The following is a 26,421-nucleotide window of genomic DNA, read 5'->3' on the forward strand; positions in this document are numbered from 1 at the left end:
CTTTTAAATTGTGATATTATGGGTGAGTGGGAATAATGAAAGTTTTAAAAATAGAAATTTGGGAAGATAAGAGAAATGTTTTAATTTATATTGAATACGAAGATGATTTTAATAAGGATGATTTGAAAGCAAAACTTAGAAATCAAGTAGATAAAAATTTTAATTATGAAATTATTTTAATAAAAAACTGCTATTCTAAATCTGTGGATGATTTTTTACATAATAATTATGATTCATTTCTTGAGTATGTTAAGTTCACTAATCCAATATTTTATCCAGTTTTTTTTGTGAAACCTAATGTAGTTGATAGTAAACTGATTTATATATCGTCAAATAATTTTATAATAAATAAGTTTAATAACAATAATGTAAATATCGAGCTTGAAGGTTTTGTTAAATATTTCTTCAATATAGATGTGAATATAGAAATTGTTTATGGTAATCAGAAAGAAGATTTTATTAAAGATGATATAATTGTTGAAAATAAAACTATTGATTCTATCCCTAATGATCCAGTTTTTTTTAATAGTAAGGTTAAGGTAGATAATAATAAGTACTCAGATGATAGTGTCATTGTTGGGAAACAAATTCTTGAAAATGCGATTGAGATATCTTCGATTACTATTCCTGAAAAAAATATAGTTATTCAAGGATGTATCTTTAACCAAAAAGTTTTGACAACTAAAACAGGTAAAAAAATTCTTAATTTTTATATCAATGATGATACATCATCTATAAATGTAAAGTATTTTTTGAGATTAAAAGATAATGAAAATATTTTAGACAAAGTGAAAAATGATTCCAATGTTAAAATTAAAGGTGAGGTTGTGATGGATAACTTCACAAATGAATTAGCAATTATTGCGTATAATATTAGTTCTATTAGTAAGATAGAACGAAGAGATGATTATGGAGAAAAACGAATTGAATTACATTCTCATACAAATCTTAGCACAATGGATTCTGTGATTAATGTTAATGCATTATTTAAAACTTTGAAAGATTGGGGACATAAATCAGTAGCAATTACTGATCATAATGTAGTTCAAGCATATCCAAATGTTATGGATGCTTCTAAAAAGTTTGGGATTAAACCTATTTATGGTATAGAGATTAATATGGTTGATGATTTGAAACCATTAATTAATGATGATTTTGGTAAAACAATTAATGATACTTTTGTAGTTTTTGATATTGAAACCACGGGATTTTCAAATGTGAATGAAAAAATAATTGAGATTGGTGCTGTTAAAATTATAAATGGAGAAATTGTAGATGAATTTTCTACATTTGTTAATCCAGAGATGAATATACCGTATAAAATTACAGAATTAACATCAATAAGTAATGAAATGGTAGCAGGTGCTCCTATTATTGAAAATATTATTGGAGAATTTTATGATTTTTGTTCTGGAGCAATACTTGTTGCTCACAACATAGATTTTGATATGTCGTTTATTAGGAGAAATGGTAATAAATTTGGATATAGTTTTAAAAATTCTTTACTTGATACTATAGACATATGTAAATTCTTATTTCCTGAACTTAAGAGATATAGGTTAAATGTAGTTGCTAAACATTTAGCAATACCTCTTGATAATCATCATAGAGCGGTAGATGATGCTAAAGCAACAGCGATGATTTTAATTAAATGTTTTGAGCGATTAAAATCACAAGAGATTTTGAGTTTAGAGGATCTGAATAAGAAGTATAGAGAAAATATACATATATCAAAAATTTTTACATATCAAACTGTATTGCTTGCAAAAGATTATAATGGTTTAAAAAATATATATAAGCTTGTATCTAAGGGTCATTTGGAATATTTTTTTAAGACATCGAGAATTCCAAAGAGTGAGATATTGAAGCACCGAGAAGGTATATTAATAGGTGCATCATTTAGAGAAGGAGAAATATTTAAGGCTATTACTGATTATTTAGATGATGATAGGATTAATGATATAATAGACTTTTATGATTATTTTGAAATTTCTCCTCCTGTTAATTGTACAGAGCAGATTAGATCTGAGAGATTTAAAGATTATAAAGAGATTGAAGATGTTATAAAGGAAATTTATAAGTTAGGGAAGAAAAATGAAAAATTAGTAGTTGCTGTTTCAAATGCTCATTATATAGAAAAGAAGGATAATATTTATAGAAATATTTTAAGGGTTTGTCAGAATTTTAAAGTAAATTTAGATGATACGAGTTTATATTTAAGAACTACTGATGAAATGTTTAAAGAGTTTGAATTTTTGTCAAAGGATGTTAGAGATGAAGTTATACTTTTAAATCCAAGCAAGATTAATGATATGGTTGATGAAATTTTGCCAATACCAAATGGAACTTTTCCTCCTAAGATAGAAGGATCAGATGATGAGATAAGGATGATGGCTTATGAAAAGGCTCACTCTATTTATGGAGAAAATCTTCATCAAATAATAAAAGATAGGCTTGATAAGGAATTGAATTCTATTATATCGAATGGATATGCTGTACTTTATTTAATTGCACATAAACTTGTTAAAAAGTCCTTAGACGATGGATACTTAGTTGGTTCAAGAGGATCTGTTGGATCATCGATTGTTGCGACATTTTGTGGAATAACTGAGGTTAATGGACTTCCACCCCATTATGTTTGTCCAAAATGTAAGGACACAGAATTTATATCAGATGGTAGTGTTAATGCTGGAGTAGATTTACCATCAAAAGATTGTGTTAAATGTGGTACAGAATATTTAAGAGATGGATTTGATATTCCATTTGAAACCTTTTTAGGATTTGATGGAGATAAAGAGCCTGATATTGATTTAAATTTTTCTGGAGAATATCAACCATTGGTTCATAAATATACTGAGGAGTTATTTGGTAAAGGTTATGTGTTTAGAGCAGGCACTATTGGTACTATTGCTGATAAAACAGCCTATGGTTATGTTAAAAAATACATAGAAGAAATGGGTATTAGAGTACCTCAACCAGAAATTGAGAGGTTATCCAAAGGATTAACGGGAGTTAAAAGAACAACTGGCCAACATCCAGGGGGTATAATGGTTGTACCTAAAGATAATGATATATTTAATTTTACACCGATACAACATCCAGCAGACGATATGGATGCAGATGTAATAACTACTCATTTTGATTATCACTCAATAAGTGGACGTTTATTAAAACTTGATATTCTTGGACATGATGATCCAACTATGCTTAAGATGCTTAAAGATTTAACAGGATTGAATCCTCAAGAAATACCGTTAAATGATGAAAAAGTGCTTAGTTTATTTACTGGTATATCTGCTCTTAATATGGAGCCAGGATATATAGACTGTTCTGTAGGTACGCTTGGAATTCCTGAATTTGGGACTAAGTTTGTACGGCAAATGTTACTTGATACCAAGCCGACAACGTTTTCAGACCTTGTAAGAATATCGGGTTTATCACATGGAACAGATGTTTGGATTAATAATGCTCAGGAATTTATTATGAAAGGATATACAACACTTAAAGATTGTATATCCACAAGAGATGATATTATGGTTTATTTGGTTTATAAAGGACTACCAGCTAAGAAAGCATTTGATATTATGGAAAGTGTGCGTAAAGGTAAAGGTCTAACAAAAGAATATGAGGATATAATGGCAGAAAATAAAATAGAGTCTTGGTATATTGAGTCTTGTAGAAGAATTAAGTATATGTTTCCTAAGGGTCATGCTGTAGCTTATGTTATGATGGCTGTTAGAATTGCTTATTATAAGGTTTATTATCCGATTGAGTATTATACTGCTTATTTTACTGTTAGAGCTGATGAGTTTGATGCAAATTTAATTTGTAATGGAGCAGAGTTTATTAAAGAGAAAATTGGTCAATTAAATGCTTTAGGAAATAATTTAACTCAAAAAGATAAAGGACTTTTGACAGTACTTGAGATAGCTTTGGAAGCATATGCACGAGATGTTAAATTCTATAAGGTAGACTTATATAAATCACATTACAATGATTTTAAGATAGAAGATGGAGGAATACTTCCACCTATTAATGCATTGCAAGGAGTTGGTGCTACAGCCGCAAAAAATTTATATGAGGCTGGTAGATTTTGTGAATTTATATCTATTCAGGATTTGAAAAATAGAGCAAAGGTATCTAAAACAGTAATTGAAACACTTCAGTCCCATGGATGTATAAGAGATTTGCCTGAAAATAATCAATTGTCAATGAATTTACAATTTTAGAGTGATTTTTTACAGATAAGAACGTGATGGAAATAGAATCATAAAATCGAAATTCTCTGAAACCATTATAGATTGGTATCAGAGAATTTTTATTATTCCATTATAGATTCGCTTTGCTAAACACATAATACTAAAAATGCAGATATTTTTACACTAGAAAAAGATTTAAATAATATATTAAACTAAATATAGTTCTAATATTAAATAGTTGCAATGAAAATATAACTGTGCTATAATTCGATAATACAATGTTTATTTGCATTATTTATTTGAGAGAGAGTAGGTTTTAAGACCTGCTCTCTCTGTATTTTACGATGGAAAATTTTTATAATAAAAGAGGAAGGTAGTTTTGGATAGTTTGGTTAACTTAATTAGAGAAAATATTAGTAGCTCTATAGATGATTTAGGATATGAAATTTATCATATTGAGTATGTAAATGAACTTGGTCACAATTATCTAAGGGTAATGATTACCCATGAAGATATAAACGAGAAGATTACTGTTAAAGATTGTGAGATTGTTGCAAAAACTATAAATTTCATTATAGATAGTCTTGAGATAAATGATAAATTCTTTTTGGAGGTATCTTCTCCTGGGATAAACAGGAAATTATACACTTTAAAGCAAATGATGGATGCAATAAACAAGGTTGTTTGTGTTAGACTATCAAAAAGTTTCGAAGGTGTTAAGAAATATATTGGAATTTTAGTTAATGTTAATGATCATGGCATTAAAGTTAAAGTTGAAAATAGAGAGTTAGAATTTGACCTCAATATGATAAAAAATATAAATTTAGAGGAAATATCTTAGGGGGATATCCATGAATAAAGAATTTATAGATGCACTTAAAACAATAGTTAAAGATAAAGGAATAAGTGAAGATCTAATCTTCACAACAATAGAAGATGCTCTCATAGCAGCATATAAAAAAAACTACGCAAATCAAGGAGCCTCTCAAAATGTAAAAGTAACAATGAATAGGGTTACTGGTGAAATAAAAGTTTTTGCACAGAAGTTAATTGTAGAATCAATTAGATATTCTTCTTTAGAGATTGTTTTAGATGATTCTAGGAAAATAAGTCCTTACTATAATATTGGTGATATATGTGATGTTGAGGTTACCCCAAAAAGCTTTGGACGTGTGGCAGCTACTCTTGCTAAGCAGGTAGTAACTCAGAGAATTAAAGAAGCAGAACGTGATTTGTTATACAAGGAGTATGTGAAAAAGGAGTTCCAGATTATAACAGGTACGGTTCTTAGGAATGATAAAGACCATGTTTTTATTAACATAGGAAGAATTGAAACAATTTTGAGGACAAATGATAAAATTCCTAGAGAAAGATTTATGAGAAATGAGAAAATAAAACTTTATGTTTCAGAAGTTATAAATTCACCTAAGGGTACTCAAGTTCATGTATCAAGGACTGATCCTAATTTTGTGAAGAAGTTATTTGAATTAGAAGTTAGTGAGATACAAGAAGGCATCGTAGAGATTAAAAATATTGTCCGTGAAGCTGGTGCTAGAACAAAGATGGCAGTTTTCTCTAATATGGAGGAAGTCGATCCTGTGGGAGCATGTGTTGGAGAACAAGGACTTAGGGTAAGAAGCATTGTTAACGAACTTAAAAATGAGAAAATTGATATTATAAAATGGAATGAAGATCCTGAGATATATATATCAAATGCTTTAAGTCCTGCTAATATATCTAAAATATCAATTGATCCAGAAAAAAAATTAGCTGATGTTGTAGTTGATGATTCTCAGCTTTCTTTAGCTATAGGTAAAGAAGGACAAAATGTGAGATTAGCTGCTAGATTAACAGGATGGAAGATAGATATAAAACCGTTATCGAAAGTTGAGAGTTTTTATGATGAAAATAATGAGAATGAAGAAGTTTTTAAAATTGAAGAGAACATTAAAAATGATGCAACTAAATTTGATGATGGCATATTCCAAGAGGAAATAGCTAATGAAGAATAGGGGAGTTTTGTTTAGAAGATGTATTGGATGTAATGAACGACGAAATAAGTATGAACTTATAAGAATATGTAGGACTCCAGATAAAATTGTTAAAATTGATGAAACTTATAAGTCTGATGGTAGAGGGGTATATGTTTGTAAAGATAATCTGAAATGTTTAGAGAAAAGTATTAAGTTTAATAAGCTTTGCAGATCTTTGAAAATAGAAATTCCGTTAGAGGTTGTGAATGAATTACAAAATAAATTAGGGAAAATTTAGAATTTATATTAGGGAGGTAGATTTTATGTCCAAAGTTCGAATTTATGAGTTAGCGAAAGCTGTAAATAAACCAAGTAAAGAGTTGATATCGATTCTTAAAAATGAGTTTGATGTAGATGTAAAAAATCATATGAGTGTTTTAAGTGATAAGGATAGTGAGTTAATAAAAGAATATTTTGAGATAAAGGATAAAGATTCTGTGTCGGAAAATGAAATGTCAATGGATTATGATAAATATCAAGAAAATGTTAATAGAAACGATATTGTTCAGGAATATGAAGAAATCATGATTGAACAAATAGATAAACAATCCTCAAAAAATAAGAATAAAAACAAAAATAATAGAAGACAGTCCTCATTGAAACACAAAAAAAATAATGTAGCAGCCAATGACAGTGGAGAAAATAATGGAATTATAGAAATTAGCAGAACTATAAGTGTCAAAGATCTTGCACAAAAACTTAATAAATCAACAGCGGATGTTATTAAGAATTTAATGTTCTTGGGTTTGATGGTTTCAATAAATCAAGAAATAGACTTTGAGGTTGCAAAAAAACTTTGTGATAAATACGAAGTTGAATGTGTTAAAAAAGAAGAAACTTCAAATGATGATAAATATGAATTAATTGGAAATTTAACTGAAACGAAATCAGAAAATTTATCAAAAAGGCCTCCAATAATTACTGTTATGGGTCACGTAGACCATGGAAAAACATCATTACTTGATTGTATAAGAAAAACAAATGTATCTCAAAAGGAAGCTGGTGGTATAACTCAACACATTGGAGCTTATAAAGTTCAAGTTGGTGATGAAATTATAACATTTATAGATACACCAGGGCATGAAGCTTTTACCCAAATGAGAGCAAGAGGTGCAAAGGTTACAGATATAGTTATTCTTGTTGTTGCTGCAGATGATGGAATAATGCCTCAAACAGTTGAAGCTATAAATCATTGTAAATCTGCCAATGTTCCAATAATAGTTGCTGTTAATAAAATTGATAAGCCTGAAGCGAATATTGATAAAGTTAAGCAAGAGCTTACTGAATATGAAATTATTGCTGAAGACTGGGGAGGTAGTACAGTATTTGTAAATGTTTCTGCTAAAACTGGAGAAGGTATAGATGAATTGTTAGAAATGATTATATTGACTGCAGATATACAGGAACTTACTGCAGATAAAAGTTCGCCAGCAAAGGGTACGGTTATAGAATCTAGACTTGACAAAGGACGTGGGCCTTTAGCAACTTTGCTTGTTCAAGATGGAACTCTTAAAATTGGAGATTGTGTTGTTGTTGGTAATACATATGGTAAAATTAGAGCAATGTATGATGAAAATGATGTGCCAATGAAAGAAGCTGGACCATCAATACCAGTACTTGTTCTTGGATTAAATGAAGTTCCAGATGCTGGAGATAGGTTTGAGTCTATAAAAGATGAAAAAGTTGCTAGGCAAATTTCAAATGATAGGAAACAGCAAATTAAAGATAGTCAGATGAATAATTCAAAAATATCACTTGAAACTGTTTATAGTCAAATTAAGGATGGAACTATAAAGGAGTTAAGTATAATAGTTAAATCTGATGTTCAAGGATCTTCAGAGGCGTTAAAACAATCTTTAGAAAAATTATCATCTGAGAATATTAAAGTTAAGGTTATTCATAGTGCTGTTGGAGCAATAAACGAAAGTGATATTATATTTGCTAGTACATCAAATGCTATAATAATTGGATTTAATGTAAGACCTGATAATAACGCTCTTTTACTAGCTGACAAAGAGAAAGTTGATATAAGAACATATAGACTTATATATGAAGCTCTTGATGATATTAAATCAGCTATGATAGGACTTTTAGATCCAGATATTAAAGAGGTTTATCTTGGACGTGTTGAAATAAGACAATTATATAAAATATCAAATGTTGGAACAGTTGCAGGATGTTATGTTTTAGATGGTAAATTAACAAGAAATTGTAATGTAAGAATTTTACGTCAAGGGGTTGTTATCTTTGAATCCAAGTTATCGTCGTTAAAGAGATTCAAAGATGATGTTAAAGAAGTTAATAAGGGATATGAATGTGGTTTATCTATAGAAAATTTTAATGATTTAAAAGAAGAAGATATAATTGAAGGATTTGAAATGAAGGAATTTAAAAGAAATAACCTTTAATTAATATAGAGGTGATAAATTTTGGGAAAATTTAGGATAGATAGAGTTAATGAGGAGATAAAGAAAGCGGTAAGTTCTTGTATACAAAATGATTTACGAGATTCAAGAATTACAGGATTAATAACTGTAACAAGAGTTGACACTGCTACAGATTTTAAAACTACAAAGGTTTATTTAAGCATTTTTGATAAGAATAGAGAAGAGATATTTGAAATTTTAAAGAGATCTGTAGGGAAAATGAAGAGATCGATATCTCAAAATGTTAAAATTAGATTTACTCCTGAGATTGATTTGAGAATTGATAACTCGATAGAATATAGTTTTCATATTGATGAAATATTAAAGAAAACAAATAAAGAGGATTCTTGTAATGATTAATTTTGATAATATTAAATTGTTAATTGAAGATTCTAAAAGTATAGGGCTCAGTTACCACGTATCACCTGATGGTGATGCAGTTGGTAGTTTGTTATCCTTGTATTTTGCGTTAAAAAAATTAAACAAAGATGTTATGATTTTCTCTAAGGATGATCTAACTAATACTATTAATTTAAAATTTTTGCCGTTAATTAATGAAATAAATGGTGAAAATTATATTGTAACTTCGGATATTGATCTTTTAATAATTTTAGATTGTGGTAATATTGAAAGAATTTCATGTGAAGTTGATTTTGATAAAACTATAACGCTAGGAATTGATCATCATATCAGTAATGATAGATATTGTAAATATAATTTTGTAGATGGTGGTGCTAGTTCTACGGGAGAAATTGTATTCGATGTTATAAAGAACTTGGGAGTTGAATTAGATCAAGATATTGCTAAATGTATATACACATCTATAATGACTGATACTGGTGGTTTAAGATTTGAATGCACATCACAAAAAACTTTTAATATAGTTGGAGAGTTAATTGCTACCAAATTTGAATTTTGGAACATATATGAGCAATTATTTTTATATAAAACATTCTCTAAGGTTAAACTTTTGGGATTGGTTTATAATGAAATTAAGTTAATTGACAATCAAATTTGTGTTATACATGTAACAAATGAAATGTTAAATAAATCTAATTCAACTGATGAACAAACAAATGATATTGTAAGTTATGGATTAACTATTGATGGTGTTAAGGCAAGTATTTTGATTAAGGATTTTAATGGTAAACATAAGGTTAGTTTAAGGAGCAAGAACTCTATAAATGTTTGTAAAATAGCCCAGAAGTTTGGTGGCGGTGGACATATTAAGGCAGCTGCATTCGTTACAAATTTAAAAAGAGATGATATAGAAAGAGTATTGGTTGAGGAGTTTAGGAAACTTTTGAAATGATTAATGGAGTTATAAATATTTATAAACCTCAAAATATTACTTCAAATTATGTTGTAATTAGAATTAAAAAATTATTAAATATAAAAAAGATAGGACATACTGGAACTTTAGATCCATTAGCTTGTGGTGTACTGCCAATTTGTATTGGTAGTGCAACTAAAATAAGTGAATATTTACTTAATAAAGATAAAGTTTATAGTGTTAAAATTAAATTTGGTATTTTAACTGATACATATGACTGTGAAGGAAATATAACAAAAATGGATTTAGAGTTTATTCTAGATAAAAATAAATTATTAAATGTGTTAAATGGTTTTATTGGAGAACAGGAGCAGGTTCCACCAAATTATTCTGCTTTAAAAGTTAATGGTAAAAGAGCATATGAATTAGCAAGAGGAGGAATTGAATTTGAACTTAAATCTAGAAAAATAGTAGTTTATTTTATAAATAGTGTTGTAGTTAATGAAGAAAATAATGAGTGTTCTTTTACAATTAAATGTTCTAAGGGAACTTATATAAGAAGTTTGTGTAGAGATATAGCAAAAGCAATGGGTACATATGGGACAATAACTTTTTTAGAGAGAGTCGAGAGTGGAGATTTTAAAAAGGATACTGCATTGGATTTTGAAACTATAGATTCCAAAAAAATTCGAGATAATTTAATTTTAATAGATGATATTATTGATTATCCTAAGATTGAGATAAATGATCCAGATATTATAAAACTTTTAATGAATGGAGTTTCTGTTAAAAATCCAAAATATATACACAAGATTGCTGAAGGAATATACTTATTATATACTAAAGGGAATTTAATAGGTATTTGTGAACGAAAGATGGTTTCTTTAAGAGTTATTAAATTTTTAAGTCAAGGTAATAGTTATGCAAATAATTAATTCAATTTACAAAAAAATAAATCATAATACAGTCTTATGTATTGGTAATTTTGATGGAGTACATAGTGTTCACCAGAAAATAATAAATAAAGTTATTAAAGATGCTAAAGAACATTCTTATAAAAGTATGGTTGTAACTTTTAAAGAACATCCTGTAGCGTTTCTAAATCCAAGTAAGGCTCCTAAGATATTGACGCCAATCGATGAAAAAATTCATATATTGGAGAATATGGGAGTCGATTATTTATGTTTATATGATTTTCTAGAAGTTAAAAATATTATAGCTAATCAGTTTATAACATATTTGACTAGCAATTATGGGATGAAAAAAATTATATGTGGATTTAACTTTAAATTTGGATATAAAAATCAGGGGAATATTCAATATTTAACTGAGCTAGGTAAGGAACTTGGTTATGAAACAGAAGTTGTTGAATTATTGAATTTATATAACAAAAAGATAAGCAGTACGAAGATAAGGGTTTATATCAAGTATGGTGAGATAGAAAAAGCTAATAAATTTTTAGGTAGATTCTTCAATATTACAGGTGTAGTTATTCGTGGGAAACAATTAGGTAGAAAATTGGGATTTCCAACTGCAAATTTAAAATATGATGCTAAATTTTGTATACCACAAAATGGAGTATATGCAACCATAACAGAATTTGACGCTCGTAGATATATATCTATGACTAATATCGGTTATAATCCTACCTTTAGGAACAAATATATCTCTATTGAAACATTCATATTAGATTTTAAAGGTGATTTATATGATAAAAAAATTAGAGTTAATTTTATAAAGAAATTACGTAATGAAATTTTGTTTTCGGACGTACATGCACTTATAGATCAACTTGAGAAGGATAAAATAGATTCCATAAATATAGTAAAAAAATATTTGAAATAAATTAAATATTTGCTATACTTAACTTATGTAAACCTTGAACTAGGTTTTAGCATTGGGGGCTATAACTTGGTTTTGGGCGATTTATTAGGAGGATAATTTTATGATAAATAAAGAGAAAAAGCAAGAAATAATTAGAGAGTATTCAAGACACGAAAAAGATACAGGATCGGTTGAAGTTCAAATAGCTTTACTTACTAAAAGAATTTCTGAATTAACGGAGCATTTAAAAATACATAAAAAAGATCATCACTCAAGAAGAGGATTGCTCATTATGGTTGGTAAAAGAAGAGGTTTGTTGAATTATTTAATGAAACAAGATATTAATAAGTATAGAGGTCTTATTAAAGATTTAGGAATTAGAAGATAAGTTGTTTTAAGTTATTTATGGTAAGAGCGGTTTTTTTATCCGCTCTTAAATTTATATAAAATCGAAAAGGAGGAAATGTTTAGTGCTAGACATTTTAGAGACTGTATTTGAAGGTAGAAAGTTGTCCCTTAAACTCGGTGATTTGGGTATGTTATCAAATACGTCGATTATTGTTAGTTACGGAGATACATGTGTTCTCGTAAATGTTAATGCTTCTGAAAAACCAAGGGAAGGAATAGATTTTTTTCCACTAAGTGTTGAATATGAGGAGAGATTATATTCTGTTGGTAAAATTCCAGGAGGATTTATAAAAAGAGAGGGAAAACCATCCACTCAAGCTATATTGAATGGGAGAGCTATTGATAGACCATTAAGGCCATTATTTCCTAAGGGGTACAGAAATGATGTTCAAGTAGTTTGTACAGTAATGTCTGTAGAAAATGATAATTTACCAGAAATTTTAGCTATTAATGCATCCTCATTAGCATTGTGTATATCTAATATTCCTTACACTGAACCTGTTGGAGCAGTCATGGTAGGATTAGTTCATGGAGAGTTTGTAATAAACCCTACATCTAAACAAAGAGAAGAAACTATATTAAATTTAACAGTATGTGCAACTAGAGAAAGAGTGATAATGATTGAAGCTGGCGGTTGTGAAATACCAGAAGATATTATGTATGATGCAATAAAGTTTGGATTTGATGCTTGTCAGAAATTAATTAAATTTCAACTAGATGCCGTTGAAAAATATGGTAAGGATAAAATTGAACCAGAGCTTTATTCAGTTTCTGATGATATAGCTGAGGAAGTACATAAATTTTGTTATGATAAAATTAAGAGTGTCATGTATACGACTGATAAGATTGAACGAGCAGAGGTAATGGGTGACCTTAAAAATGAAATTAGTGATCATTTTAAAGAAATATATCCAGATAATATGTTAGATGTAAACTACATTGTTAATAATATTCAAAAAGAAATTGTTAGAAAAATGATATTGGATGAAAATAGGAGACCTGATGGTAGAGATTTTGATGAAATAAGGCCTATATCATGTGATATATCCATACTTCCTAGAACTCACGGGACAGGATTATTTACGAGGGGACTCACCCAGGTATTAACTATAGCAACTCTTGGACCACTTGCTGATGTTCAAATTATTGATGGAATTGGTGAAGAAGAGTATAAGAGATATATGCATCATTATAATTTTCCATCATATAGCGTTGGAGAAGTTAAGCCACTCAGAGGACCTGGAAGACGTGAGATAGGACATGGAGCTTTAGCAGAAAAAGCCCTTGAGCCATTAATACCTCCAACAGAAGAATTTCCATACACAATACGATTAGTATCAGAAGTTTTAAGTTCGAATGGTTCAACATCTCAAGCATCTGTTTGTGGAAGTACACTTGCATTACTTGATGCAGGAGTTCCTATAAAAAGACCAGCAGCAGGTATTGCGATTGGATTATTTACTAATGATGATTTAACTAGAGAGGAAATTTTAACTGATATACAAGGTGTAGAGGATTTTTTTGGAGATATGGATTTTAAAGTTGCTGGGACAGAAAAAGGAATAACAGCAATTCAAGTTGATACAAAGATAAGAGGATTGTCTTGGGATTGTATTAAAAAGAGTTTAGAATCTGCTAGGAAGGCTAGGCTTGAAATTTTAGATAAAATAAATAAATGTATTCCAAAACATAAATCCAGTTTATCTGAGTATGCTCCTAAAACAAAGATTATAAAAATTGATCCAGATAAGATAAGGGATGTAATAGGTATTGGCGGTAAAGTTATAAATAAAATTATCTCTGACGCTAATCTTAAAAAGCAAGCTATACATATAGAAGATGATGGACGTATATTTATATCTGATTATGATGTTAACAAAATTGATTATGCATTAAACCAAATAGAGATTATTACAAAAGAGATTAAAGTTGGGGAAGTTTATCTTGGAAAGGTTGTTAAGATAACAAGTTTTGGTGCTTTTGTAGATATTTTTAATGGTAAAGAAGGATTAGTTCATATTTCTAAGCTTTCTAATAAAAAGTTTAATAAAGTTGAGGATACTGTTTCAGTTGGTGATGAAATACTGGTTAAGGTAATTGATATTGATTCACATGGAAGAATTAATTTATCTAGGAAAGATATTTTAGATAACAAACAAGAACAAAAAGATAATTGAAGTGATAGAATAGAATAATTTTTTACGAGAAGGCAAGAGATTGAATATCCTTGCTATTTTTATTTTTTTAAGTACTAAAAAATAAAAAAAACAATACCTTATATTAGGAGGTAGATACCCATGCATAAAAAAGATAAACTTTATAGTGATATACAACGCTATGAAATTATTAATATAAATGATGCCGAGAAATATGGATGTTTATTTAATCATGATTTGATTATTGATAAGTATGGAAATTTTAAATTTATAGCTTTGAGTTTGGGAAGAGTAGGAAATCCATTTTTTAAAACTTCAAAGCAATTTTGTAAAATACCGTGGAATTCAATTAAAAAGATAGGAAGCAAAACAATTATAATTGATTTTGATAATATAGATGAAAATTTACTTGATTCAGATGTTTATTAATTTAAAGATGGAGTTTGAATAACTATGGAGCTTATATTACAAAAATTTGGTGGAACATCAGTACAAACAAAAAAATCTAGATTAATGTGTATTAATAAAATAGAGCAATTTTTGGAAAATAATAATAAATTAGTTGTAGTTATATCAGCTATTGGTAGAAAGAATGATCCTTATTCAACAGATATGTTATTATCATTGATTTCAAATGATTTTAAAAAAAGATATCCTAAATATATGGACAAACTTATAAGTTGTGGTGAAATAATTAGTGCAATAGTATTTGCATCAGAACTTAGAGATAGGGATATAAATGCAATCCCTGTTGTTGGAAAGGATATTGGAATAGTTACTGATGATAATTTTGGAAATGCTAGTATTTTAAATATAAATACAGAGAAAATAGTTTCTTTATTAAATGATGGTATTATACCAATAATTGCTGGATTTCAAGGAGTAACATGTGATGGCGATATAACAACTCTTGGCAGAGGTGGAAGTGATATATCTGCTGTTAAGTTAGCTGAAGTTTTAGGATGTAATAAAGTTCAATTTTTTAAAGATGTCGATGGACTTATGACTGTAGATCCTAAGATAGTTGTTAATGCGAAATCTATTGATGAAATAAGTTATAAAGAATTATTTGAATTATCTATATTTGGAAATAATATTATTCATCCAAAGGCTGTTAAAATTGCCATGGATAATAATATACCTATTATTATCAAGAATACATTTAATGATTTTAAAGGTACTATCATAAATAATAATTCAAGAGATAATGATGATATATTTAAAGGAATGACTTATCTTAAAGACTGTATTCAAATAAAAATATCTAGAGATGAAAATGAAGATAATCAAAATTATTATAAGGTATTTCAAGAAATATCAACTAAGAATATAGTAATTGATTTTATAAATATTTTTACGGATCATAAGGTGTTTACTATATATAAAAACAATTTTGACGATATTATAAAAATTTTAAATAATTATAATTTAAAATATAAAATTATAGAAAATTGTTCTAAAATTGGTATAGTTAAAGCAAATCTTAAAAATATTTCTATAACTATGGCTAAACTTATTGAACTCCTTCATAGAGAAAATATTGAAGTTATGCAAACAAATCATTCTAATATGAGTATTTGGTTACTTGTTAAGAATGATGATCTTGACAGGAGTCTTAATGCAATTCATAATAATTTCTTTATTACTAAATAAAAATTAGCAAGTTTAATATGAACTTGCTAATTTTTATTTTTTGTATAAATTAAATATTTGTTCACAAAATAGTAATGAGTATTTTTGTTTAGTAATTGAAAGGAGCAAACTTTATGTTTTATGATATGCCTAGTATTTATAAGAATGCTTTCCAATTTTTATCTGCCACAGGACAATTAGGAGATGGTAAAGATCAAAAGTCAGATCCAACAGAAACTGCAAAAAATATTAAAGATTTTGGAATGATTGAAGTTGTAAATTCTCAGGATCCAGCCAATTATATACAGACAATAAATATAATTGGACAAATTGAAGGACATGGTGTTGCATCACCTCAAACTAAGAGCACTAAGTATGAACATGTTATACCTCAATTGATTGCAATGGAACAAAATCCAAACGTAAGAGGAGTTCTTATAACTTTAAATACTCTTGGAGGAGATGTTGAGGCTGGACTTGCTATAGCTGAAATGATAAATAGTTTAAGTATGCCTACAGTATCATTGGTTTTAGGTGGAAGTCATTCTATTGGAGTTCCGCTTGCAACTGCGTCAGATTATGCATTTATAACGCCATCTGCAACGATGATATTACATCCTATTAGAATGAATGGTCTTATCATTGGTGTTCCACAAACTTTTGATTACTTTAAGAAGATGCAAGAGAGAATTAATGATTTTATTGTTAGGACAAGTAGTATTAAAAATGATATTTTAGATAAGTTATTACAACAAACTGGAGATTTATTAAATGATATGGGTACTATTTTGATTGGACAAGAGGCCGTTGATGTTGGATTGATTGAGGAAGTTGGAGGAATAACTGATGCACTTAAAAAGTTAAATTCCATGATTAAAGATAGAGAGAATGAAAAGGAAAATAAAGCCTCTGAAGAGAATAAAAAAGATAAGTAATTTATTATTGAAATAACTGTATATTTATGACAAAATATTCTGTACTAAATAGTTCTTTTCAATAAGGTATGTATAAATTTGAAATAAATTTTAAAGAGGTTTTGGGAAATATGAGCAAAATATCTAATGTAGACAAAAAGAAAGAAATTATAGGAGTTATATTAATTTTAATTGCATTATTGCTGTTAATAGGATTTTATAGTAACACAGATGCGTTTTTATTGGTTTTTATAAGAAATTTAGTTAATAATGGAATTGGCGTTGGAGGATATGTATTGCCTATTATAGTAGGATTTATTGGCATAGGACTTATAACAAAAAAAAAGATTAGCAATCTTAACAAAAAGTTTTATGCACTTATTAGTTTTTTGATAATGATATATCTTATTATAAGTTTAGTTACTTTGGATAAATTTAATGGTAAAACATATCTTTCTACTCTTCAAGCTGTTATGTCAAGTACATCTAATTTTCATGGTGGAGTTCTTGGTATTACTGTAATGCGTTTATTTAAATCATTTATTGGATTTGCTGGTAGTTTAGCTTTACTTATTACAATTCTTGTTATTAGTATAATACTTATATTTGATAAATCTTTATATGATATTGCACAAATTATCAAAAAAAAAATAAATAGGATTTCCAATAAAAGGGATGATATAAATTCTAAATCTAAGTTAGATAACTTAACAAATACGAAAAATAATGATATAAATTTTAACAAGAAGAAAAAAAGTAATGCATCTATAGTTAAGTTCTTATCTAAGTCATTATCCCTTGAAGAACCTCAAGAAATTTCAAATATTATTAAAAAAGAACCTGATGTGGAATTTGCAGAAGAAGTTTGTGAAGAACCTATCGTTAAAAATGTTGTTGAAGAAGATATTGTTAAAGAAAATTATAATAAAAATGAATTAATTTCTAATGATTTAAAAAAGACATATGAAGTTAAGAATGAATATAAAAGAATTAGTTATGATGATATTAACAATGCACTTGAGGATACTGATATAAATGATTTTAATGAAGTTTCTGAGGAACTTAAGCGAAAAAAGGATTTACTTCAAAAAACATTAGATGATTTTAAAGTAAAAGCTGAAATTAAAAATGTTCAAAAAGGACCTGCAGTAACTAGATATGAGATAGAACCACACAAAGGTGTGAAAGTTAGTAAGATATTGAATTTATCAGATGATATAGCACTAGCACTTGCTACTAGTGGAATAAGAATTGAAGCCCCTATACCTGGGAAATCCCTTGTAGGAATTGAAGTTCCAAATGATGTTGTTTCTATGATAAAATTAAAAGAGATCATAAATTCTGAAGAATTCGACTCTTCTAAACTTAAAATTAGCATTGGACTTGGTAAGGATATAAGTGGTAAAAGTATTGTTGCAGATCTTGCGACTATGCCCCACTTACTAATTGCTGGTGCAACTGGTTCAGGTAAATCAGTTTGTATAAATACAATTTTGATAAGTATATTATGTAAGTATCTTCCTGATCAAGTCAAAATTATACTTATTGACCCTAAGGTTGTTGAACTTAATGTTTATAATGGAATTCCTCATCTATTGATTCCAGTTGTAACAGATCCTAAAAAAGCATCTCACGCTTTAAATTGGGCAATAAGTGAGATGACAAGTAGATATAATAAATTTGCTGAAAAAGGGGTTAGAAATATAGATAGCTACAATGAGTTATATAATAATGGAGAAATTGATGAGAAAATACCGTACATAGTTATTGTAATTGATGAGCTTGCTGACCTTATGATGGTTTGTCATAATGAGGTTGAAGATGCTATAGCTCGACTTGCACAAATGGCTCGTGCTGCAGGAATGCATCTGGTAATAGCGACTCAAAGACCATCTGTTGATGTTATTACTGGTGTTATAAAAGCTAATATACCTTCTAGGATATCATTTTCTGTTTCGAGTTCTATAGATTCACGTACAATTTTAGATCAATCTGGAGCTGAAAAATTATTAGGACGTGGAGATATGTTGTTTTATCCTATGGGTTATTTGAAACCTCAACGTATACAGGGTGCGTTTATCTCAGAGTCTGAAGTTGAAAAATTTGTAAATAGCATAAAGAACAACTATGAATCAAAAGTTGAGTATAATGAAGAAATTATTGAGCATATAAACAATGCAACTTCAAAAGTTGAGCTTGGAAGTTTTAAAGGAGATGAGTTGTTAGAAGAAGCTATAAAGATAGTTGTACAATCTAATAATACAAGCACCTCATTTATTCAGAGAAAACTTAAAATTGGATATAATAGAGCAGCAAATTTAATGGAAGAAATTGAAGCTAGGGGTATTATTGGAATAGGTTCATCTGGTAAAAAGGAAGTTTTAGTTAGAGAAGAAGATTTATTTTAAATTATTTTTTATGAGTGAGGAAGTAGAATTGAAAAATTTAAAATTAGGTGTTATAAGTCTTGGATGTGATAAAAATACTATTGATACAGAAATGTTTTTAGGAACTTTAGTTGATAAATTTGAAATTACATTAAATGAAGAAGCGGCAGATATTTTAATAATAAATACATGTTCATTTATTGAGTCTGCAAAACAGGAGTCTATAGATACTATACTTGAGGCTGTTAAGTATAAATCTAAAAATTTAAAAGTATTAGTGGTTACTGGATGTTTATCAAAGAGGTATGGTAAGGAGTTATTTGAAGAAATTCCAGAGATAGACATACTCCTAGGAGTTATGAATTATGATAACATTCTTAAATACATAGAAGATTTTATAAAAACTGGTAAAAGAATTATTGATAATGAAAATAAAGAAAATATAATATTTGAATCAAATAGAATTTTAACAACCCCTAAGCATTATGCCTATCTCAAAATATCCGAGGGATGTAATAATAATTGTACATTTTGTATAATTCCGAAGATTAGAGGACGTCATGTAAGTAGAAATATTGAAAGTTTAGTAAATGAGGGAAAGTTTCTTGCTGAACAGGGAATTAAAGAGCTTATATTAATAGCTCAAGATATAACTAAGTATGGTATTGATTTGTATGGGGAAAAGAAACTTATACAACTTATTCGTGAACTATCTAACATAGATGGTATTAAATGGATAAGACTTCATTATGCTTATCCAGAGGATATAGATATTGATTTAATAGAAGAATTAAAGACAAATCCTAAGCTTTGCAAGTATATTGATATTCCGTTACAACATGTTAGTGATAAAATTTTGATAAGGATGGCAAGACATACAAGAAAAGATAAGATTTATAAACTTATAAAAAAATTAAGAGATGTTCCTGATATTACTATAAGAACTTCTTTGATAGTAGGATTTCCTGGTGAAACTGATGAGGATTTTAAAATGCTTGAGGAGTTTATAGAACAAAAAAATATAGATAATATTGGTGTATTTACATATTCGCAAGAAGAGAATACGGCTGCTGCTACGTTCGATGATCAAGTTGATGAGAACATTAAGATTAAAAGGCGTAATAGAATTATGAGTATTCAACAAAATAATTCGAAGGAACTTCTTGAGAAAAAAATAGGAAGGATTTTTGAAGCTATTATTGATTCTAAGAACAATGATTATTATATTGGACGATTAAATTTTCAAAGTCCTGGAATTGATGGTATAATTTATATAAAATCTAGTCATAATCTCAATATGGGAGAATTTGTTAATGTTAAAATCGTTTCTTGTATGGAATATGACTTTATAGGAGAGGTTATTTAATGAATTTACCCAATAAATTAACTATATTTAGGGTGTTATTGATACCTGTTTTTTTAATATTACTAAATTTAAATTCTAAAATAGGTGTTCTTGGAGCATTAACTGTTTTTATAATAGCATCTATTACTGATCAATTAGATGGATATATTGCGAGAAAATATAAATTGATCACGGATTTCGGCAAGTTTATGGATCCTCTGGCAGATAAGTTATTAGTGTCAGCAGCATTTGTTTCTTTTGTAGATCTTGGTATAGTTGAATCTATACTAGTTATAGTTGTAATTTCCAGAGAATTTATTATTACAGGAATAAGACTTATATTAGCAACTAAGAGTGGAGAAGTTGTAGCTGCTAATATTTATGGTAAACTTAAAACTGTTTTTCAAATTTTGGCTATAATATTCCTTTTAATAGAATTATATCTTATCAATTTTGTTAGTAATTCATTTTTTATAAGTATAATACAAGTAATTGCAGATGCCGCATTTTACTTGTGCGTGATTCTAACTGTTTTATCCGGTTGGGATTACGTTAGGAAAAATATTAAAGTATTAAAGGAGAGTTTATAAAAATGTCTTTTGATTTAGATAAAATGAAAGCTATTGAAATGGCTATGAGTCAAATTGAAAAACAGTATGGTAAAGGTTCAATAATGAAACTTGGTGAACAAAGTGCATTAAATATTGAAAGTGTCTCTACAGGTTGCTTAGATTTAGATATTGCATTAGGGATAGGTGGTTTACCTAAAGGAAGAATTATTGAAGTTTATGGACCAGAGTCTTCAGGGAAAACCACAGTTGCTTTACATGTAATTGCAGAAGCTCAAAAAAAAGGAGGAGCTGCAGCATTCATCGATGCTGAACATGCGTTGGATCCGTCATATGCAAAAAACTTAGGAGTAGATACGGAGAATTTAATAATTTCTCAACCGGATAATGGTGAGCAAGCACTTGAAATTGCAGAGGCATTAGTAAGATCAGGGGCTATTGATGTTATTGTTATTGATTCTGTCGCTGCACTTGTTCCTAGAGCTGAGATAGAGGGGGAAATGGGAGATTCACATGTTGGACTTCAAGCTAGACTTATGTCTCAAGCACTAAGAAAACTTGCAGGTCATATAAATAAATCTAAATGTGTGGCAATATTTATAAATCAATTGAGAGAAAAGGTTGGTGTAATGTTTGGTAATCCAGAAACTACTCCAGGAGGAAGGGCATTAAAATTTTATGCTTCTGTCAGATTAGATGTTAGAAGGATTGATTCTATAAAACAAGGTGATGAAATTGTTGGTAATAGAACAAGAGTTAAAATAATGAAAAATAAAGTAGCACCACCTTTTAGGATTTCGGAGTTTGATATTATATACAATAGAGGTATATCTAAAGAAGGAAGTCTTTTAGATCTTGCAGTTAAGGAAAATATAATTCAAAAAAGTGGATCATGGTTTTCATATAAAAATGAAAAGTTAGGACAAGGAAGGGAAAATGCGAAACAGTTTTTACTAGAAAACAAATCTATACTGCAAGAAATAGAGAGGTTGATTTTAGAAAAATACAACATTGAAAAAAGTGAGACATCGAAAGAAACAAAAGATGATGTTAACTGTTTAGAAATGAATACAAATAATGATAATATAACGGTTTAAAAAGCTTATTATTTATTTGTGTTAATAGATTTAGTTATAATTGACATTAAATAAAAATTAATATAAAATTATTTATGATACTGGTTACTAAAAGTTTTAAGTGTTTTCAGTAAGAATAAAATATGGCACCAACACGCTTTTAATAAATTTATTTTGAGAGCAAGGGGGTGTTATAAAATGATAAATAATGATATTTTAAATATAATTTTACCTGCTGTGAATACTATTTTGGTTGTATTCATGGTGGTTATGATAATTTTAATGAAAAAACGTTTAAAGGAACGTTATGATGCTTCTATACTTAAGATTGAGAAAGAAGAAGAAGAAAGAAAGATTTTGTTTGAAAATACTAAAAAAGAAGCTGAAGCATTGAAGAAAGAGTTATTGCTTGAAGCTAAAGAAGATGCACATAGATTAAGAATGGAAGTCGAAAAAGAATCTAGGGAAAGAAGAACTGAAATACAAAGATTAGAAAGAAGATTGTTGCAAAGAGAAGAAACCCTAGATAAAAAGAGCGATATGTTAGATAAAAAAGAGAGAGAATTAAGTTTACGTGCATCAGAAGTTGATAAACTTGAGGAAAATATAAAAGAAATTGATAGCCAGAAAAGACAAGAGTTGGAAATAATTTCAAATATGAGTTCGGAAGAAGCTAAAACTTTTTTACTTAATGAAATCAAGAAAGAAATAACTTATGAATCAGCAGTTTTAATAAAAGAATTTGAAACAAAATTGAAGGAAGAAAGTGAAAATAAAGCTAAGGAAATAATAACAGGAGCTATTCAAAGATATGCTGCTGATCATGTTTCTGAGTCTACTGTTCATGTGGTCGCTTTACCTAATGATGAAATGAAAGGGAGGATCATAGGAAGAGAAGGTAGGAATATAAGAACTTTGGAAATGCTGACGGGTGTCGATTTGATTATAGATGATACTCCAGAAGCTGTAGTTTTATCGAGCTTTGACCCTGTTAGAAGAGAGATTGCAAAAATAGCTTTGGAAAGATTAGTGTTAGATGGAAGGATTCATCCTACTAAAATTGAAGAAATGGTTGAAAGGGCAAAAAGAGATATAGAAAATGAAATAAAAGAGACGGGTGAGCAAGCATTATTTGAGACGGGTATTAATGGAGTACATACGGAGATAGTTAAGTTGCTAGGAAAATTAAAATTTAGAACTAGTTATGGGCAGAATGTACTTAAACATTCTATAGAAGTTGCATATTTAGCTGGAACTATGGCTTTAGAGCTTGGTTTAGATGCTAATATTGCAAAAAGAGCGGGGTTGCTTCATGATATAGGTAAAGCTTTAGATCATGAGATAGAAGGACCTCATGCTGTAATTGGATATGAATTTGCTAAACGTTATAATGAGAGTGATGCTGTTGCTGAAGCTATTGGAGCTCACCATGAAGATATACCTATGACTAGATTAGAATCTATATTAGTGCAGGCATCTGATGCTATATCAGCAGCGCGTCCTGGAGCAAGGAGAGAAACCTTACATGCGTATATAAAGAGGTTGAATCAGTTGGAATCTATAGCTAATTCATATGAAGGTGTGGAGAAGTCTTATGTTATTCAAGCTGGAAGAGAAATAAGGATAATAGTTAAACCAGATATTATCGATGATTTGAGTGCTAATTGTATGGCTAGAGATATAGTTAAGAGGATAGAAAGAGAATTAGAGTTTCCTGGGCAAATTAAAATAAATGTTATAAGGGAGACGCGAGCAATTGAATTTGCGAAATAAAAAGTGTTTTGGTGTTATAAATTAGATTTGATAATGTTCTATTCTTTGGTTAGAATAGTTTATTATATATTTTAATGGATTTTTATATGTGATGTAGTTTTTTTAGATTAATAATAGGGGGACTAAATATGGAAGTGTTAAAAGTTTCTACAAAATCAAATCCAAATTCAGTGGCAGGTGCATTAGCGGCAATTTTGAAGGAAAAGTCTTTAGTGGAAATTCAAGCAATTGGAGCTGGTGCTATAAATCAGGCTATTAAGTCTGTAGCTATAGCTAGAGGTTTTATAGCACCTAGCGGTAAAGATATAGTTTGTATACCTGCTTTTACAGATATACAAATTGATGGGGAAGAGAGAACTGCTATTAAATTAATAGTTCAACCTAGATAAGTGAATTAATTTGAATTAGTAAAAGCTTTGCAAGAGTTATATTGACTCTTGCTTTTGCCTATCTTAAATTTTAAAAATTTATAAAAGGAGAATAAAAAGAATGGAATCAATTAAAGTTAAAATTTCAAATAATACTGGTTTGCATGCTAGACCAGCAACATTATTAGTTAAAAAGGCATCTTCATTTGCTTGTGATGTAAGTGTTGAAGCCAATGGAAAAAAAGTTAATGCTAAAAGCCTTATTGGAATTTTATCTTTAGGAGCAACTAAGGATACAGAAGTAACTATTATAACTTCAGGTAAAGATGAAGTTGAGGCTGCTAATGAATTAGCTAAATTAATTGAAACATTAGAAGATTAATCCAATTTTATATTCGGTATAAATATAAAGTAAAAAGGATTTTTGTAAAAATCCTTTTTACTTTCTTATTATTATAAAAAAGATAAGTGGTGAAAGTGTGGAAGAGTTTTTTATTAAAGAATGTAGTATAGATGATATAGATAAAGTGAAGTTTATAGCTGAAAAGACATTTTGTGAAACATTTTCTAATGATAATACAAAGGATAATATAGAAAATTATTTAAAAGAAAACTTTTCATATGATCAAATAAAAAGCGAAATAAATAATAGTTATTCGAGGTTTTATATAGTATAAAGTGGTGAAAAAATAGTTGCGTATATAAAATTAAATTTTGACAAAGCTCAAACAGAAAAAAATTATGATAATACTTTAGAAGCTCAAAGAATATATGTGTTGCAAGAATATAAGGGAAGGAAAATAGGTGGAAAATTAATATATAATGCTATAAAAATTGGGTTAAAAAACAAATTAAGATATATTTGCTTGGGCGTATGGGAACATATAATATAGATGCAATAAAATTTTATGAAAAACTATGGTTTAAAAAATTTAGTATGCATATTTTTGAATTAGGTAATGATAAGCAAATAGATTATTTGATGAGATTGATTTTATAAAATTAACTTCGCAAAATTTATATTTTGCGAAGTTTTTGATAATCTAATATAACAATGTATTATGATATATTTTGATTTAAAAAGGATGAGTAACTATGGAATATAAAAAGTGTTCAATAATAATATCTGATTTTTTAGATTATTTGTCAGGTATTAAAGGAGCCTCTGAGAAAACTATAAAAGAATATCGAATAGATTTATCTGGATTTTTTAACTTTATAATAACAAAAAGATTGAATTTGAAAATTTCGCATCATGAAATGGATTTAGAGAGCCTTAAAAAAATTTCAATAAGTGATATGTATGCTTATATAAGATATCTTGATAAAGAGCGTTTAAATGGACATAATGCACGTGCTCGAAAAATTTCTTCTTTGAGAACGTTTTATAATTATCTTACAGATAAAATTAAGGTTATTGATAAAAATATCGCCTCTGAATTAGAAACTCCCAAAATACCTAAACGTAATCCTATTTATTTGGATCTCGATGAGTCTAAAAATATTTTAAGTAATATAAAGAGTCGACGATTTTATTCTCGTGATTATTGTATAATTTCTATATTTTTGAATTGCGCATTAAGATTATCAGAACTTGTTTCTATTAATCTTGGAGATATAGATTGGAGAAATAATTCCTTATCTATTATAGGTAAAGGAAATAAAGAAAGAGTTATTTATTTAAATGAAATGGTTATAAATTCAATAAAAAATTATTTAAAAGATCGTAATGAATATAAAATTAAAAAAGGTTATGAGAATGCTTTATTTATAAGTTCTGTCGGAAGAAGAATAAGTAATAGAGCTATAGAAGAAATGGTTAAGAAACATATGAGGAATTCAAATATTAATAAGAAGATTACACCTCATAAGTTAAGGCACACTTCAGCCACTCTTATGTTTAAGCATGGGAAGATTGATATAAGAACTCTTCAGAAAGTTTTAGGTCATGAAAATATTTCTACAACTCAGATATATACACATGTTGATGATGAAGGAATTAAGAATGCTTTTAATTCTAACCCTTTGAATTTATAAT

25 protein-coding genes are annotated in these 26,421 nt (G+C 28.4%); all 25 read left to right on the plus strand.

The genetic code is table 11. The annotated features are described in order from the left end of the window. Positions 1 to 35: 35 nt before the first annotated feature. The 25 genes from SFBMNL_RS03765 to SFBMNL_RS03875 all read left to right on the plus strand — a co-directional run bounded on the left by SFBMNL_RS03765 (position 36) and on the right by SFBMNL_RS03875 (position 26,420). Positions 36 to 4,229 (plus strand): PolC-type DNA polymerase III, encoded by a 4,194-nt coding sequence (locus SFBMNL_RS03765; RefSeq protein WP_042294587.1) that lies wholly within the window; start codon positions 36 to 38, stop codon positions 4,227 to 4,229. A 349-nt stretch (positions 4,230 to 4,578) separates the two neighbouring features. Continuing rightward, a complete protein-coding gene (gene rimP / locus SFBMNL_RS03770) occupies positions 4,579 to 5,040 on the plus strand; it encodes a ribosome maturation factor RimP (RefSeq protein ID WP_005806320.1) in 462 nt (153 codons plus the stop codon). Positions 5,041 to 5,050: 10 nt separating this feature from the next. Next, positions 5,051 to 6,211: a transcription termination factor NusA gene (nusA, locus tag SFBMNL_RS03775; protein ID WP_005806318.1), complete on the plus strand. Its 1,161-nt coding sequence runs from the start codon at positions 5,051 to 5,053 to the stop codon at positions 6,209 to 6,211. Beyond that, the gene (rnpM, locus tag SFBMNL_RS03780) at positions 6,201 to 6,470 is read left to right on the plus strand and encodes an RNase P modulator RnpM (RefSeq protein ID WP_005806317.1); all 270 of its coding nucleotides are present in this window, start codon (positions 6,201 to 6,203) and stop codon (positions 6,468 to 6,470) included. The genes nusA and rnpM overlap by 11 nt, the downstream gene beginning before the upstream one ends. Positions 6,471 to 6,495: 25 nt before the next feature. Beyond that, the gene (gene infB, locus SFBMNL_RS03785; protein WP_042294588.1) at positions 6,496 to 8,640 is read left to right on the plus strand and encodes a translation initiation factor IF-2; all 2,145 of its coding nucleotides are present in this window, start codon (positions 6,496 to 6,498) and stop codon (positions 8,638 to 8,640) included. 21 nt (positions 8,641 to 8,661) lie between these two features. Then, the gene (gene rbfA / locus SFBMNL_RS03790) at positions 8,662 to 9,018 is read left to right on the plus strand and encodes a 30S ribosome-binding factor RbfA (RefSeq protein ID WP_005806313.1); all 357 of its coding nucleotides are present in this window, start codon (positions 8,662 to 8,664) and stop codon (positions 9,016 to 9,018) included. Further along, complete coding sequence (locus SFBMNL_RS03795) at positions 9,011 to 9,970, plus strand: DHH family phosphoesterase (RefSeq protein WP_007445250.1); 960 nt, start codon at positions 9,011 to 9,013, stop codon at positions 9,968 to 9,970. Before rbfA ends, SFBMNL_RS03795 begins: the two co-directional genes overlap by 8 nt. After that, entirely contained in the window at positions 9,967 to 10,866 is a 900-nt protein-coding gene (gene truB, locus SFBMNL_RS03800; RefSeq protein ID WP_005806310.1) for a tRNA pseudouridine(55) synthase TruB, read from the plus strand. The genes SFBMNL_RS03795 and truB overlap by 4 nt, the downstream gene beginning before the upstream one ends. Further along, entirely contained in the window at positions 10,853 to 11,776 is a 924-nt protein-coding gene (locus SFBMNL_RS03805) for a bifunctional riboflavin kinase/FAD synthetase (protein WP_005806307.1), read from the plus strand. Before truB ends, SFBMNL_RS03805 begins: the two co-directional genes overlap by 14 nt. Positions 11,777 to 11,879: 103 nt before the next feature. Further along, on the plus strand, positions 11,880 to 12,143 hold the full coding sequence (gene rpsO, locus SFBMNL_RS03810; RefSeq protein ID WP_040054077.1) for a 30S ribosomal protein S15: 264 nt from the start codon (positions 11,880 to 11,882) through the stop codon (positions 12,141 to 12,143). A gap of 82 nt (positions 12,144 to 12,225) precedes the next feature. Further along, positions 12,226 to 14,340: a polyribonucleotide nucleotidyltransferase gene (locus SFBMNL_RS03815; RefSeq protein ID WP_005806304.1), complete on the plus strand. Its 2,115-nt coding sequence runs from the start codon at positions 12,226 to 12,228 to the stop codon at positions 14,338 to 14,340. Positions 14,341 to 14,460: 120 nt separating this feature from the next. Then, on the plus strand, positions 14,461 to 14,748 hold the full coding sequence (locus SFBMNL_RS03820; RefSeq protein ID WP_042294589.1) for a YlmC/YmxH family sporulation protein: 288 nt from the start codon (positions 14,461 to 14,463) through the stop codon (positions 14,746 to 14,748). A 24-nt stretch (positions 14,749 to 14,772) separates the two neighbouring features. Beyond that, positions 14,773 to 15,972, plus strand: a complete 1,200-nt coding sequence (locus tag SFBMNL_RS03825; protein ID WP_042294590.1) for an aspartate kinase — start codon at positions 14,773 to 14,775, stop codon at positions 15,970 to 15,972. 113 nt (positions 15,973 to 16,085) lie between these two features. Further along, positions 16,086 to 16,886, plus strand: coding sequence for a ClpP family protease (locus SFBMNL_RS03830; protein WP_005806299.1), 801 nt, complete (start codon positions 16,086 to 16,088; stop codon positions 16,884 to 16,886). A gap of 110 nt (positions 16,887 to 16,996) precedes the next feature. Then, a complete protein-coding gene (locus SFBMNL_RS03835) occupies positions 16,997 to 19,273 on the plus strand; it encodes an FtsK/SpoIIIE family DNA translocase (RefSeq protein ID WP_042294591.1) in 2,277 nt (758 codons plus the stop codon). A 10-nt stretch (positions 19,274 to 19,283) separates the two neighbouring features. Beyond that, the gene (gene rimO / locus SFBMNL_RS03840; RefSeq protein ID WP_042294592.1) at positions 19,284 to 20,618 is read left to right on the plus strand and encodes a 30S ribosomal protein S12 methylthiotransferase RimO; all 1,335 of its coding nucleotides are present in this window, start codon (positions 19,284 to 19,286) and stop codon (positions 20,616 to 20,618) included. Then, a complete protein-coding gene (gene pgsA, locus SFBMNL_RS03845; RefSeq protein ID WP_042294593.1) occupies positions 20,618 to 21,187 on the plus strand; it encodes a CDP-diacylglycerol--glycerol-3-phosphate 3-phosphatidyltransferase in 570 nt (189 codons plus the stop codon). Before rimO ends, pgsA begins: the two co-directional genes overlap by 1 nt. A gap of 2 nt (positions 21,188 to 21,189) precedes the next feature. Further along, a complete protein-coding gene (gene recA / locus SFBMNL_RS03850) occupies positions 21,190 to 22,263 on the plus strand; it encodes a recombinase RecA (protein ID WP_042294594.1) in 1,074 nt (357 codons plus the stop codon). A 177-nt stretch (positions 22,264 to 22,440) separates the two neighbouring features. Beyond that, a complete protein-coding gene (gene rny, locus SFBMNL_RS03855; protein ID WP_005806283.1) occupies positions 22,441 to 24,015 on the plus strand; it encodes a ribonuclease Y in 1,575 nt (524 codons plus the stop codon). A gap of 128 nt (positions 24,016 to 24,143) precedes the next feature. After that, complete coding sequence (locus SFBMNL_RS03860; RefSeq protein WP_007440222.1) at positions 24,144 to 24,404, plus strand: stage V sporulation protein S; 261 nt, start codon at positions 24,144 to 24,146, stop codon at positions 24,402 to 24,404. Positions 24,405 to 24,504: 100 nt separating this feature from the next. Further along, positions 24,505 to 24,765, plus strand: coding sequence for an HPr family phosphocarrier protein (locus SFBMNL_RS03865; protein ID WP_005806279.1), 261 nt, complete (start codon positions 24,505 to 24,507; stop codon positions 24,763 to 24,765). Between the two features lie 97 nt (positions 24,766 to 24,862). Then, positions 24,863 to 25,060, plus strand: a complete 198-nt coding sequence (locus SFBMNL_RS08460; protein WP_042294595.1) for a hypothetical protein — start codon at positions 24,863 to 24,865, stop codon at positions 25,058 to 25,060. A 24-nt stretch (positions 25,061 to 25,084) separates the two neighbouring features. Beyond that, the gene (locus tag SFBMNL_RS08465; RefSeq protein WP_242838798.1) at positions 25,085 to 25,276 is read left to right on the plus strand and encodes a GNAT family N-acetyltransferase; all 192 of its coding nucleotides are present in this window, start codon (positions 25,085 to 25,087) and stop codon (positions 25,274 to 25,276) included. After that, entirely contained in the window at positions 25,258 to 25,383 is a 126-nt protein-coding gene (locus SFBMNL_RS08530; protein WP_255346739.1) for a hypothetical protein, read from the plus strand. The genes SFBMNL_RS08465 and SFBMNL_RS08530 overlap by 19 nt, the downstream gene beginning before the upstream one ends. A 95-nt stretch (positions 25,384 to 25,478) precedes the next feature. Next, the gene (locus tag SFBMNL_RS03875) at positions 25,479 to 26,420 is read left to right on the plus strand and encodes a tyrosine recombinase XerC (protein ID WP_042294596.1); all 942 of its coding nucleotides are present in this window, start codon (positions 25,479 to 25,481) and stop codon (positions 26,418 to 26,420) included. Position 26,421: the final 1 nt, after the last annotated feature.

The sequence above is a fragment of the Candidatus Arthromitus sp. SFB-mouse-NL genome (assembly GCF_000709435.1).
Taxonomy (GTDB): Bacteria; Bacillota; Clostridia; order Clostridiales; family Clostridiaceae; genus Dwaynesavagella.

Excerpts from the sequence above, each read along its gene's own strand:
- nusA (WP_005806318.1), top strand. The coding sequence starts at position 5,051 with ATGAATAAAGAATTTATAGATGCACTTAAAACAATAGTTAAAGATAAA.
- SFBMNL_RS03820 (WP_042294589.1), top strand. The coding sequence starts at position 14,461 with ATGCATAAAAAAGATAAACTTTATAGTGATATACAACGCTATGAAATT.
- pgsA (WP_042294593.1), top strand. The coding sequence starts at position 20,618 with ATGAATTTACCCAATAAATTAACTATATTTAGGGTGTTATTGATACCT.
- SFBMNL_RS03765 (WP_042294587.1), top strand. The coding sequence starts at position 36 with ATGAAAGTTTTAAAAATAGAAATTTGGGAAGATAAGAGAAATGTTTTA.
- rny (WP_005806283.1), top strand. The coding sequence starts at position 22,441 with ATGATAAATAATGATATTTTAAATATAATTTTACCTGCTGTGAATACT.
- SFBMNL_RS03865 (WP_005806279.1), top strand. The coding sequence starts at position 24,505 with ATGGAATCAATTAAAGTTAAAATTTCAAATAATACTGGTTTGCATGCT.
- SFBMNL_RS03805 (WP_005806307.1), top strand. The coding sequence starts at position 10,853 with ATGCAAATAATTAATTCAATTTACAAAAAAATAAATCATAATACAGTC.
- rimO (WP_042294592.1), top strand. The coding sequence starts at position 19,284 with ATGAGTGAGGAAGTAGAATTGAAAAATTTAAAATTAGGTGTTATAAGT.
- SFBMNL_RS03860 (WP_007440222.1), top strand. The coding sequence starts at position 24,144 with ATGGAAGTGTTAAAAGTTTCTACAAAATCAAATCCAAATTCAGTGGCA.
- truB (WP_005806310.1), top strand. The coding sequence starts at position 9,967 with ATGATTAATGGAGTTATAAATATTTATAAACCTCAAAATATTACTTCA.
- SFBMNL_RS03875 (WP_042294596.1), top strand. The coding sequence starts at position 25,479 with ATGGAATATAAAAAGTGTTCAATAATAATATCTGATTTTTTAGATTAT.
- SFBMNL_RS08530 (WP_255346739.1), top strand. The coding sequence starts at position 25,258 with ATGGGAACATATAATATAGATGCAATAAAATTTTATGAAAAACTATGG.
- SFBMNL_RS03795 (WP_007445250.1), top strand. The coding sequence starts at position 9,011 with ATGATTAATTTTGATAATATTAAATTGTTAATTGAAGATTCTAAAAGT.
- recA (WP_042294594.1), top strand. The coding sequence starts at position 21,190 with ATGTCTTTTGATTTAGATAAAATGAAAGCTATTGAAATGGCTATGAGT.
- SFBMNL_RS03830 (WP_005806299.1), top strand. The coding sequence starts at position 16,086 with ATGTTTTATGATATGCCTAGTATTTATAAGAATGCTTTCCAATTTTTA.
- SFBMNL_RS03835 (WP_042294591.1), top strand. The coding sequence starts at position 16,997 with ATGAGCAAAATATCTAATGTAGACAAAAAGAAAGAAATTATAGGAGTT.
- rnpM (WP_005806317.1), top strand. The coding sequence starts at position 6,201 with ATGAAGAATAGGGGAGTTTTGTTTAGAAGATGTATTGGATGTAATGAA.
- SFBMNL_RS03825 (WP_042294590.1), top strand. The coding sequence starts at position 14,773 with ATGGAGCTTATATTACAAAAATTTGGTGGAACATCAGTACAAACAAAA.
- infB (WP_042294588.1), top strand. The coding sequence starts at position 6,496 with ATGTCCAAAGTTCGAATTTATGAGTTAGCGAAAGCTGTAAATAAACCA.